The organism is Streptomyces flavofungini, assembly GCF_030388665.1.
GTDB classification, from domain to species: domain Bacteria; phylum Actinomycetota; class Actinomycetes; order Streptomycetales; family Streptomycetaceae; genus Streptomyces; species Streptomyces flavofungini_A.
This window is the reverse complement of sequence record NZ_CP128846.1, coordinates 7334546-7345000: the sequence shown is the minus strand read 5'-3', so window position 1 is coordinate 7345000 and position 10455 is coordinate 7334546. Positions and strand designations below refer to the sequence as shown.

At 72.0% G+C, this 10455-nt stretch carries 12 protein-coding genes and 1 pseudogene (1 of these 13 running past the window's edge); 6 read left to right on the top strand and 7 right to left on the bottom strand.

Features of this window, described 5'->3' with window-relative positions:
- The 3 genes from QUY26_RS31505 to QUY26_RS31495 all read left to right on the top strand — a co-directional run.
- On the top strand, nucleotides 1-688 hold the 3' portion of the coding sequence (locus QUY26_RS31505; RefSeq protein WP_289952682.1) for a sporulation protein. It extends 95 nt beyond the left edge of the window; only the last 688 of its 783 coding nucleotides appear in the window; its start codon lies beyond the left edge, outside the window; the stop codon is at nucleotides 686-688.
- 64 nt (nucleotides 689-752) lie between these two features.
- The gene (locus QUY26_RS31500; RefSeq protein ID WP_030361392.1) at nucleotides 753-1292 is read left to right on the top strand and encodes a YbhB/YbcL family Raf kinase inhibitor-like protein; all 540 of its coding nucleotides are present in this window, start codon (nucleotides 753-755) and stop codon (nucleotides 1290-1292) included.
- Between the two features lie 210 nt (nucleotides 1293-1502).
- Nucleotides 1503-2009: an HNH endonuclease gene (locus QUY26_RS31495; protein ID WP_289952677.1), complete on the top strand. Its 507-nt coding sequence runs from the start codon at nucleotides 1503-1505 to the stop codon at nucleotides 2007-2009.
- Nucleotides 2010-2129: 120 nt separating this feature from the next.
- Here QUY26_RS31495 and QUY26_RS31490 read toward each other — a convergent pair whose 3' ends face one another.
- The 3 genes and pseudogenes from QUY26_RS31490 to QUY26_RS31480 form a co-directional block, all read right to left on the bottom strand.
- Nucleotides 2130-3086, bottom strand: coding sequence for an SPFH domain-containing protein (locus QUY26_RS31490; protein WP_289952676.1), 957 nt, complete (start codon nucleotides 3084-3086; stop codon nucleotides 2130-2132).
- A 202-nt stretch (nucleotides 3087-3288) separates the two neighbouring features.
- On the bottom strand, nucleotides 3289-3717 hold the full coding sequence (locus QUY26_RS31485; RefSeq protein WP_289952673.1) for an NfeD family protein: 429 nt from the start codon (nucleotides 3715-3717) through the stop codon (nucleotides 3289-3291).
- A 315-nt stretch (nucleotides 3718-4032) separates the two neighbouring features.
- Nucleotides 4033-4557 (bottom strand): annotated as a pseudogene (locus QUY26_RS31480) (ABC transporter ATP-binding protein); the annotation flags it as partial.
- A gap of 130 nt (nucleotides 4558-4687) precedes the next feature.
- Between QUY26_RS31480 and QUY26_RS31475 the strand changes: the two are divergent.
- Nucleotides 4688-5494, top strand: a complete 807-nt coding sequence (locus tag QUY26_RS31475; protein WP_289952667.1) for a hypothetical protein — start codon at nucleotides 4688-4690, stop codon at nucleotides 5492-5494.
- Between the two features lie 132 nt (nucleotides 5495-5626).
- Here QUY26_RS31475 and QUY26_RS31470 read toward each other — a convergent pair whose 3' ends face one another.
- The 4 genes from QUY26_RS31470 to QUY26_RS31455 all read right to left on the bottom strand — a co-directional run bounded on the left by QUY26_RS31470 (nucleotide 5627) and on the right by QUY26_RS31455 (nucleotide 8364).
- Nucleotides 5627-5869, bottom strand: a complete 243-nt coding sequence (locus QUY26_RS31470) for a chaplin (protein WP_289952665.1) — start codon at nucleotides 5867-5869, stop codon at nucleotides 5627-5629.
- Between the two features lie 251 nt (nucleotides 5870-6120).
- Complete coding sequence (locus QUY26_RS31465) at nucleotides 6121-6366, bottom strand: chaplin (RefSeq protein WP_289956201.1); 246 nt, start codon at nucleotides 6364-6366, stop codon at nucleotides 6121-6123.
- Nucleotides 6367-6563: 197 nt separating this feature from the next.
- Nucleotides 6564-7226, bottom strand: coding sequence for a response regulator (locus QUY26_RS31460; RefSeq protein ID WP_289952662.1), 663 nt, complete (start codon nucleotides 7224-7226; stop codon nucleotides 6564-6566).
- Entirely contained in the window at nucleotides 7219-8364 is a 1146-nt protein-coding gene (locus QUY26_RS31455; RefSeq protein WP_289952660.1) for a GAF domain-containing sensor histidine kinase, read from the bottom strand. The genes QUY26_RS31460 and QUY26_RS31455 overlap by 8 nt, the downstream gene beginning before the upstream one ends.
- 208 nt (nucleotides 8365-8572) lie before the next feature.
- Here QUY26_RS31455 and QUY26_RS31450 point away from each other — a divergent pair, with 208 nt between their 5' ends.
- Entirely contained in the window at nucleotides 8573-9271 is a 699-nt protein-coding gene (locus tag QUY26_RS31450; RefSeq protein WP_289952658.1) for an SDR family NAD(P)-dependent oxidoreductase, read from the top strand.
- Nucleotides 9268-10377, top strand: a complete 1110-nt coding sequence (locus QUY26_RS31445; protein ID WP_289952656.1) for an S-adenosylmethionine:tRNA ribosyltransferase-isomerase — start codon at nucleotides 9268-9270, stop codon at nucleotides 10375-10377. The genes QUY26_RS31450 and QUY26_RS31445 overlap by 4 nt, the downstream gene beginning before the upstream one ends.
- The last annotated feature ends 78 nt before the right edge of the window (nucleotides 10378-10455 follow it).

Here is a 10455-nt window from a genome sequence, read left to right as displayed (position 1 = left end):
CCAGGGTGAGGTGCGCATCCAGGGCGGGAACGTCGACCAGCAGATCGAGGCGCTGTCCGTGGGCCTGCAGGCGCGCGTCGAGGTCGAGGGCAACGACCAGGAGGTCAAGCAGGACATCGAGTTCATCAAGCAGCGCCTCGGCGGTGCCTTCGAGCTGAAGGCGAACGCGGTGCACGCGGTGCCGTTCGGGCTCGACATCCCGTGGGAGACGCCCATCACCCACTTCGCGGGGCGCCATCTGCACGGCATGAACATCGGTGTGACCACGGAGCTGGAGATCGCCCGCGCCGTCGACTCCGGTGACCTGGACCCGGTGAACGTGCACCCGCTGCCGGCGCAGCAGGCGATCCTCGACGCCTTCGGCCAGCTCGGCTTCCGCTTCAAGAGCGCGGACATGGAGCGCGGCCACATCCGCGGCACCCGGCAGAAGCTGCCGTTCTACCAGGAGATCGAGTTCTTCCCGCCGGAGCAGTACCGGGGTCTGAACCAGGTCGAGCTGACCTTCGTCGCGGACGACCGCGAGATGGACGTCGTCCTGGAGATGGACAAGAAGCCGGGCCTGTTCAGCGAGGGCAGCGACTCCTACAAGTGCTTCAAGGTCGGGCTCAACGACTTCCAGGGCACGGACTGGGCGGCGTACCTCAACGAGTGGCTGTCCCACGTCGGCAGCAAGCGCAACTGGTTCTAGGCTCGTCGGCGGCGAGCGATCGCCGTACAAGGAACCGAACCGGAACCGATCAGGAGGTGCCTACGTGACCGAGGTCAAGAGGCCGCCGCTGCCCCATGACTTCCACCCGCCCGTACCGTCGTTCACGGTCGTGAGCGCGGACTTCGAGCCGGGCGCGGTGCTCAAGGACGCCCAGGTGTACGCGGCCGGGAACACCTCGCCGCACCTGCGGTGGGAGGGCTTCCCGCCGGAGACGAAGAGCTTCGCCGTGACCTGCTTCGACCCGGACGCCCCGACGGGGAGCGGGTTCTGGCACTGGTCGGTGTTCGACATCCCGGCCTCGGTGACGGAGCTGCCCGTCGGCGCGGGCAGCGGCAAGTTCGAAGGCCTCCCGGAGAGCGCGGTGCAGGTGCGCAACGACTACGGGACGAAGGACTTCGGTGGCGCCGCCCCGCCGCCCGGTGACCCGGCGCACCGCTATGTGTTCACCGTGTACGCGGTCGACCAGGAGAAGCTCGGCCCCGACTCGGACGCCTCGCCCGCCGTCGTCGGCTTCAACCTGCGGTTCCACACGCTGGCCCGCGCTTCCGTGGTCGCGGAGTACGCGGCGGTCGCCGACAGTTAGTCATGCGTCGGTCGCCGATGGTCAACCGCTGCCCGGCGTGAACCGTCCGCGCTCACATCAGCTCAGCGTTCATTGAACGTTTGCCCGCCCCTGGTCTTGGAAGTGATCAGGGGCGGGCATCTTTTATTGCGTTGTCCTACCCGGCGTGCCCGGCCAGAGTTGATCCAAGCCCGCCAGGGGGTGGGCCGGTGCACACGGGAGGTGGGCGAGATGCGGGACACGCTGGTGCTGAACGCGAGCTTCGAACCGCTTTCGACGGTGACGCTGAACCGCGCCGTCGTGCTGGTGCTGCAGGACAAGGCAGTTGTCGAGCAGGCCCACCCCGCGCTGCGCGTGCGCGCCGCCGCTGTCGAGCTTCCGGTGCCCCGGGTGATCAGGTTGTGCAGGTACGTACGGGTGCCCTTCCGAAGACGGGCTCCCTGGTCGCGGCGCGGGGTCCTGGTGCGGGACCAGCACCGGTGCGCGTACTGCGGCCGACGCGCGACGACCGTGGACCACGTGGTGCCGCGTTCCCAGGGCGGCGCGGACTCCTGGATGAACACGGTGGCTTCGTGCGCGGTGGACAACCACCGCAAGGCGGACCGCACCCCGGAGCAGGCCGGGATGCCCCTGCTCCGGCAGCCCTTCGAGCCGACCCCGGCGGACGCGATGCTGCTCGCCCTCGGCCGGGACGGGTACGAGGCCCTGCCGGACTGGCTGGCGCAGCCTGCCGCGTGAGCCTGGCGCCGCCTGCCGCGTGAGCGGTGTGCCGTTGAGGTGTCCCGTGCGTACGACTGTGGGGCCGCCCTCCTTCGGGAGGACGGCCCCACAGTCGTCGTCGCGTGCGCGCAGTCGCCGTCAGTCGATCGGCGGCTGTTCGCGGCGCTCCACCCCGCTCGGGCTCTTCACGGCGCCCCCGCCGCCGGAGCCGCCGCCGGAGAGCGGGCCGAAGTTGCCGAGCGCGCCGCCGAGGCCCTTGAGGGCGTCGCCGATCTCGCTGGGCACGATCCAGAGCTTGTTGGCGTCGCCCTCGGCGATCTTCGGGAGCATCTGGAGGTACTGGTAGGAGAGGAGCTTCTGGTCCGGGTCGCCCGCGTGGATGGACTCGAAGACCGTGCGGATCGCCTGGGCCTCGCCCTCGGCGCGCAGCGCTGCGGCCCTGGCCTCACCCTCGGCGCGCAGGATCGCGGACTGCTTCTCGCCCTCGGCGCGCAGGATCTCGGACTGGCGGACACCTTCGGCCTGGAGGATCGCGGCGCGCTTGTCACGGTCGGCACGCATCTGCTTCTCCATCGAGTCCTGGATGGAGGTGGGCGGCTCGATCGCCTTCAGCTCGACGCGGTTGACGCGGATGCCCCACTTGCCGGTGGCCTCGTCGAGGACGCCGCGCAGGGCCGCGTTGATCTCCTCGCGGGAGGTCAGGGTCCGCTCCAGGTCCATGCCACCGATGATGTTGCGCAGGGTCGTGACGGTGAGCTGCTCGATCGCCTGGATGTAGCTCGCGACCTCGTACGTCGCGGCGCGTGCGTCGGTGACCTGGTAGTAGATGACCGTGTCGATGTTCACGACCAGGTTGTCCTGGGTGATCACCGGCTGGGGCGGGAACGGCACGACCTGTTCACGCAGGTCGATGCGGTTGCGGATGGAGTCGATGAACGGGACGACGATGTTCAGGCCCGCGTTCAGCGTGCGGGTGTAGCGGCCGAAGCGCTCCACGATGGCGGCGCTGGCCTGCGGAATGACCTGGATCGTCTTGATCAGGGCGATGAAGACCAGCACCACCAGAATGATCAGGACGATGATGATTGGTTCCATCGTGGTTCCCCGTGCCCTTCTTGCTTCGGTGTTCGCGGATTGCTGCGGTGTCCCGGAAGATCTTGGGATCTCGCCGGTCGAGTCTGTCAGAACGGCGCGCGGCCCGTGGGCCGTTCGGATCACCTGCCGTCACCGGCCGTCACTTTCACGGCGGTTGGGCCGGTACCGGTGGTGCAGGGCCGCGCGTGCAGCTGACCCGCGGTCAGATGACCACGGCCGTCGCTCCGTCGATCTCGACCACGTCCACCTCCTGGCCCGCCTCGAAGCTCTGGTCGGCGTGGAGCGGCCGCGCCGACCAGATCTCCCCCGCCAGCTTGATGCGTCCGCCGGAGGCGTCGACGCGCTCCATGACGACGGCCGATCTGCCCTTCAACGCCTCGACCCCGCTGACGAGTTCGGGCCGCTGGGAGCGGTGCCGGGCGGCGATCGGGCGTACCACCGCGATGAGCGCGACCGACACCACGGCGAACACCACGGCCTGAAGGGCCACGCCGCCGCCGAGGCCCGCGGTCACGGCGGCGGCGACCGCGCCGACGGCGAGCATGCCGAACTCCGGCATCGCGGTCATTACCAGCGGGATTCCGAGGGCGACCGCGCCGATCAGCCACCACACCCATGCGTCCATGTCCACATGGTCATGGTAGGTCCGCGGGCCCCGCCACCGACAGGGCGTGCGCGATCAACTGAGCGGCAGGCCCTGGGCCGACCAGCGGTCGCCGCGCTGCTCGACGACGAGCGGCAGGCCGAAGCAGAGGGAGAGGTTGCGCGAGGTGAGCTCGAGCTCCAGCGGTCCGGCGGCCATGACCTTGCCCTGGCGGATCATCAGGACGTGCGTGAAGCCCGGGGCGATCTCCTCGACGTGGTGCGTGACCATGATCATCGAGGGGGCGATGGGGTCGCGGGCGAGGCGGCCGAGGCGGCGCACGAGGTCCTCGCGGCCACCGAGGTCCAGCCCCGCGGCGGGCTCGTCGAGAAGCAGCAGCTCGGGGTCGGTCATCAGGGCGCGGGCGATCAGGGTGCGCTTGCGCTCGCCCTCGGAGAGGGTGCCGAAGCGGCGGTCCAGGTAGTCGCTCATGCCGAGGCGGTCGAGGAAGGCGCGGGCGCGCTGCTCGTCGATGTCCTCGTAGTCCTCGTGCCAGCCCGCGGTCATGCCGTACGCCGCCGTGAGGACCGTCTGCAGGACGGTCTGGCTCTTGGGGAGCTTGTCGGCCATGGCGATGCCGGCCATGCCGATGCGCGGGCGCAGTTCGAAGACGTCGACCTTGCCGAGCTGCTCGCCGAGGATGGTGGCGGTGCCCTTGCTCGGGAAGAGGTAGCTGGACGCGACATTGAGGAGGGTGGTCTTGCCGGCGCCGTTCGGGCCGAGGATGACCCAGCGCTCCCCCTCCTTGACCGACCAGGAGACCTGGTCCACCAGAGCCCGGCCCTCTCGGACCACGGATGCGTCCTTAAGCTCCAGTACATCGCTCATGAGCGCGTTGTCTCCCATTGCAGTCTCGGTATCGCTCGCGTGTGCCCGCGTCTGTGGACGCGGCCCCCGGATAAAACCTACGCCACCGGCCGACCGTTCCCGTGCCGAGCCCGGTCCTTAGGCTGTGTGCATGCTCTCGGAACCACGTTCAGGACGCTTGGCCGCATGGGGGAACGCCCTTTTGGCCGGACTTGTTTCACCCGATGACGCGGTGCACGCGATCGTGGGCGACGACGCGGTGCACCGGGTCGACGGACTGCCCGGCGAGTCGGCTCCGGTCGGATGGACGCTCGCGCTCGGGCGGTTGCGCGCGCTCGGTGTGACCGGGTTCCGGGTGGCGTTGCCCGCGCCGGGTCATCCGCTCGGCCTGAGCGGGCCGCCCGCCTTCAACGAGCGCGCTCTGGAGGCCGAGGAGGCGGTGGTCGCGACGGGCGCTCCGTACGGCTTGGTGCCGGAGGTGTCCGAGGCGGGGCCCGGGAGCGCTGTCGACGCCGCGGACGTCCATGTGGAGGTCGTGTGGCACTGTCTGCCGGTGCGTGCGGCGCCACCCGCGGACGTGCCTTCGCTGGGTGAGGCGGAGCGGGAGCTCGCGGACGCGCTACGGGAGGCCACGGAGGTGCTCGCGCGCCTCGACGTGGCGGCATCGGGGCCCGTCGCGGAGGCCGCGATCGACGCGTACCGGGCGCGGGCGGAGCAGGGGCGCGAGGCGCTCGCGCCGGGGTATCCGCCGCGTGCGGTGCGGGTGTTGGAGCTGGCGCAGCGGGTCGGGCTACTGGTTTCGGTGGCGTACGAGACCGGCCACGGCGGCGCGGTGAGCGCGTCGCAGATGGGGGCGCGGGCCCAGGCGCTGCGGCCGGTGGAGCGGGTGGCGCGGCGCGCTCAGGTGGCCGCGTACAACGCCTATGTGGAGGAGCGGGAGCGGGGTGGTGGCCGGTAGGAGCGCGGCAGGTCCTCGGATGCGGGGGCCGGGATGCCGACGGGCCCCGCGGACCGGGTGGTCCGCGGGGCCCTCTGCCCGTGGGGTGGGGTGTGCCCGGCCCCGGGGGCGGCTAGCCCTGGGGGCGACGTGTCACTTGTTGACCGTCTCGTTGGCGAAGGCCGGGTTCAGGATGCCGACCACGTTCACGCTGTTGCCGGTGACGTTGACCGGGACGTGGACGGGGGCCTGGACCAGGTTGCCGGAGCCGATGCCCGGGGACTTGGTGGCGTTGCCGTCGGCGTGCGCGTCGGTGGCGACGGCGGCTCCGGCGGAGGCGCCCGCGGCGATACCGGCGACGGCGACGGCCAGGGCGGCCTTCTTGGCGATGTTCATGGGGTGTGTTCCTTCTGGTGACAGGGTGACCCCGGCTGCGGGGTCAAGGGGTGTGCTTCGTGGCATCGGGGGTGCCGGGGATCCGGTGGGACCGGGGAGCCGGTGCGGACCGGGGATCCCGGGGACGCGAAGGGTGCTGAGTCCGGGGAGGACGGCGAGAACGCGACCGGCCCTGCGTTCGGAGTGCGCGCGGGGCCGGTCGGCCGCGGCGGCGATCACGTGACCGCGATCGCCGGATCGCGCGGGTGCGATCAGACGTTCTCGCAGACGTTGCCGAACGTCGGGTTCAGGACGCCGACGACGGAGGCGCTGTTGCCGCAGGCGTTCACCGGGATGTGCACCGGGGCCTGGACGAGGTTGCCGGAGACGATGCCGGGCGAGTTCTTGGCTTCGCCGTGGGCGGCGGCGCCACCGTGGGCGGAGGCGATGCCGGCACCGGCGGCGACCAGGCCACCGGCCACCATCGTGACAGCGGCGGCCTTCTTGAGGTTCTTCACTTCTTGGATCCTCCTGAGCGGAAGCTGCGGCCAGCCGCCGCAGCACGCACTGGAGAACGCCGGGGCGCCGATCGGGATGCGCCGAACGGGGGACATCCACACGACGGTATGAATCTCAGCCCGGAACGCGACGATCCGTGCTGACTCGGCGTCCGTCGCGAGTCACGGTGCAGGCTCGCCTCGAGGACCTGCGGGAATCAGCCCGCGACGCCGTGGCGCACGGCCCACAGGGCGGCCTGGGTGCGGTCGGCGAGGTCCAGCTTCATGAGGATGTTCGAGACATGTGTCTTGACGGTCTTCTCGGACAGGACGAGCGCGCGGGCGATCTCGCGGTTCGAGCGGCCGTCCGCGATCAGGCCGAGCACCTCCCGCTCCCGCTCGGTGAGGGAGCCGCCCCGGCCCTGCGAGTTGTTGGCCTCCTCCTGGGACAGCAGCGCGCCCGCGACCTCCGGCTGGAGCAGCACGTGCCCGGCGTGCACGGAGCGGATGGCTCCGGCGAGGGCCTCGGGGTCCACGTCCTTGTACACATAGCCTGCCGCGCCCGCGCGCAGGGCCGGGACGACCGTGCGCTGCTCGGTGAAGCTCGTGACGATGAGCACGCGCGCGGGGTTGGCCAGCTCGCGCAGCTTGCGCAGCGCCTCCACGCCGTCCATGCCGGGCATCTTGACGTCCATCAGGACGACGTCCGGCTTCAGCTCCTGTGCGGCGGCGACGCCCTCGGCGCCGTCGGAGGCCTCGCCGACGACCTCGATGTCCTCCTGGATCTCCAGGAACGTGCGCAGGCCGCGGCGGACCACCTGGTGGTCGTCGACCAGCAGCACCCGGATCTGTGCCTTCGGATTGAGCGGGGCGTCAGCCACCGGGGACCTCCATCTCGATCGTCGTGCCCTTGCCGGGCTCCGACTCCACGGTCAGCCGTCCGCCGACCCCGCCCGCCCGGTCCCGCATGGAGACCAGGCCCAAGTGCCGCCCGGCGCGCCGGATGGCTCGCGGGTCGAATCCCCTGCCGTCGTCCGTGACCCGCAGCACCGCGCCGGGGCCGCGCTTCTCCAGGGCGACGGCGACGTGCTCCGCCTCCGCGTGCCGCAGGGCGTTGTGCAGGGCCTCCTGGGCGACCCGGAGCATGGCCTCCTCCTGGGAGGCGGGCAGGGCGCGCACGCCGCCGCTCTCGAAGGTGACGGTGGCGGAGTGGGCGCGGTCCAGGACCTGGGTGTGGGTCCGCAGGGTCGCCACCAGGCCGTCCTCATCGAGGGCCGCGGGGCGCAGCTCCACGACGGCGGCGCGCAGCTCGTCGGCGGCCTCCGCGGCGAGGGCCGCGACCTGCTGGAGCTCGCCCTTGGCGCGCGTCGGGTCGCGGTCCACCAGGGCGGCCGCGGCCTGGGCGGTCAGGCGCAGGGAGAACAGCTTCTGGCTGACCGCGTCGTGCAGTTCGTGGGCGAGGCGGGAGCGCTCCTCGGCGATGGTCAGCTCGCGGCTGCGCTCGTAGAGGCGGGCGTTCGTCAGGGCGATGGCGGCGTGCTGGGCGAGGATCGACAGGAGTTCCTCGTCGTCCTCGTCGAAGCCGCAGCCGCCCGTGGGCTTGGGGCACTTCTTGTTCGCGAGGAACAGGGCGCCGAGGGTCTCGTCGCCGTACCGGATCGGCAGGCCGAGGAAGTCGGACATGTCCGGGTGGGCGGACGGCCAGCCCTCGAAGCGGGGGTCCTCGCGCACGTCCGCGAGGCGCTCCGGCTCGGTCCTGCAGAGCATCGCGGCGAGGATGCCGTGCTGGCGCGGCAGCGGGCCGATGGCCTTCCACTGCTCGTCGCTGACGCCGTCGACGACGAACTGGGCGAAGCCGCCGTGGTCGTCGGGGACCCCGAGCGCCGCGTACTCCGCGTCGAGCAGCTCGCGGGCGGAGGCGACGATCGTCTTGAGGACGTCGCGCACCTCCAGCTGGCTGCTCATCGCGAGCAGTGCCGAGCTGACCGCGTACAGCCCGGATCGGGGTCCTTGACTCATGGGTCAACCGTACCGGCGGGGTGTGACGGTGCGTATCCGACCTGTGGCGGCCGGGCTCTAGGACCTGGGGCCTAGGCCCAGCGGGCGGCCTAGGGCAAAGGGACCCGGCGTGCTGCTTCCGCCGTACGAGGCGCCCGGCGGGGGCCGGTTCCTAGCGTGGGAACCGGTGCCGCCACGAGGGCACTCGCGTCATGAGAGGACGGTTGTCATGCCGGTAGCGATCATCACAGGGGCTTCGAAGGGGCTCGGGCGGGCGCTGGCCGCGGCGCTCGCGGGGCGGGGCTGGGACCTCGTCGTCGACGCGAGAACGCGGGCGGCGCTCGACGACGCCGTGCGGGACCTGGCCGGGCACGGCGGGCGGGTGCACGCGGTGGCCGGGGACGTCACGGACGAGGGGCACCGCGCGGAGCTGGTCGCGCGGGCCCGGGCCCTGGGCGGCCTGGATCTGCTCGTGAACAACGCGAGCGCGCTCGGCGCGGAGCCGCTGGTCCGCCTGGACGAGCTCGCCCTGGAGGGGCTGCGGCGGGCCCTGGAGACGAATGTGGTGGCCGCGCTCGGTCTCGTACAGGAGTCGCTGCCTCTGTTGCGGGCCTCGCGCGCGGGCGGTGCGGTGATCAACGTCAGCTCCGACGCGGGCGCCGAGGCGTACGAGACGTGGGGCGGCTACGGGGCGTCCAAGGCGGCGCTCGACCAGTTGTCGGCGGTGCTCGGCGCGGAGGAGAGGGGACTGCGGGTGTGGGCCGTCGATCCGGGCGACATGGGCACGGACCTGTACCGGGCCGCGGTGCCTGGCGACGTGGAGCCGCGGCCGGAGCCGCGGGAGGTGGTGCCGGCGTTCCTGCGGCTTCTGGACGAGCGTCCGGCGAGCGGCCGCTATGACGCGTCCTCGTTGCTGGTGGCGTCGTGACGGTCGCGGTGCGGGTGCCCGAGGGGCTGCACGCGGCGCTGCCGGTCGAGCAGCGCGGCCGGGGGCTGCGCAGGGACTCGGTGCGGCTGCTGGTGTCGCGCGGCGCGCGGGTGTCGCACCACGGCTTCGGGGAGCTGCCGGAGCTGCTGCGCGCCGGGGACCTGCTCGTGGTGAACACGTCTCCGACGCTGGCCGCGGCGGTGGACGGGCGGCTGGTCCACGCACGTGTGGACGAGGACGCCCTCCACGCGCGCGTGGAGGATCAGGGCGGGCACGCGCGCGTGGTGGTGCATTTCTCGACGCTCGGTGAGGACGGCCGGTGGGCCGTCGAGATGCGGGATCCCGATGGAGGCGGTACCACACGCGCGCGGGCGGGCGGGCCCGCGGGTTCAGTGGTTGAGCTCCCCGGGGGCGTGCGCCTGGTGTGCGAGGAACCGGTGGGCGCGGGCAGCGAACGGCTGTGGTGGGCGCGGGTGCCGACGGATGTGCCGCGGCTGCTGCGGCGGCACGGGCGGCCCATTCGTTACTCCTACACGGAGCGGGACCAGCCGCTGTCCGTCTACCAGACGGTCTTCGCGCTGCCGTCCCCCGACGGCACGGGCAGCGCGGAGATGCCGAGTGCGGCGCGGCCCTTCACCGCGCGCCTGGTGGCACGCCTGGTGAGCCGGGGTGTGCAGTTCGCGCCGGTCCGGCTGCACACGGGGGTGGCATCGCCCGAGGCGCACGAGCCGCCGTACCCGGAGCGCTTCGAGGTGCCTGAGGCGTCGGCGCGGCTGATCAACGCGGCGCGGGCGGGAGGGGGCCGGGTGCTCGCGGTGGGGACGACGGCGGTGCGGGCCGTGGAGTCGGCGGCCGGGGCGGACGGGGTGGTCCGGGCGGCGGCGGGGCGGACCGATCTGGTGGTGACGCCGGAGCGGGGGGTGCGAGTGGTGGACGGGCTGCTCACGGGGCTGCACGAGCCGGAGGCCTCGCATCTGCTGATGCTGGAGGCGGTGGCGGGGCGGGCCGCGGTGGAGCGGGGTTATGCCGAGGCCGTACGTCATCTCTACCTGTGGCACGAGTTCGGCGACATGCACCTCCTCCTCCCGGAGGAGTTTGCTCACTGAGAGCATTGCGCCCGCAACTGATGGTGAGACTGTTACGCGTCCGATGTGAGCCCGCGCATAGGACGCACATCACGTACG

Bases quoted from the DNA above. Each gene is read 5' to 3' on its own strand.
- QUY26_RS31495 (WP_289952677.1), top strand. From the start codon at position 1,503: ATGCGGGACACGCTGGTGCTGAACGCGAGCTTCGAACCGCTTTCGACG.
- QUY26_RS31490 (WP_289952676.1), bottom strand. From the start codon at position 3,086: ATGGAACCAATCATCATCGTCCTGATCATTCTGGTGGTGCTGGTCTTC.
- QUY26_RS31475 (WP_289952667.1), top strand. From the start codon at position 4,688: ATGCTCTCGGAACCACGTTCAGGACGCTTGGCCGCATGGGGGAACGCC.
- QUY26_RS31470 (WP_289952665.1), bottom strand. From the start codon at position 5,869: ATGAACATCGCCAAGAAGGCCGCCCTGGCCGTCGCCGTCGCCGGTATC.
- QUY26_RS31455 (WP_289952660.1), bottom strand. From the start codon at position 8,364: ATGAGTCAAGGACCCCGATCCGGGCTGTACGCGGTCAGCTCGGCACTG.
- QUY26_RS31450 (WP_289952658.1), top strand. From the start codon at position 8,573: ATGCCGGTAGCGATCATCACAGGGGCTTCGAAGGGGCTCGGGCGGGCG.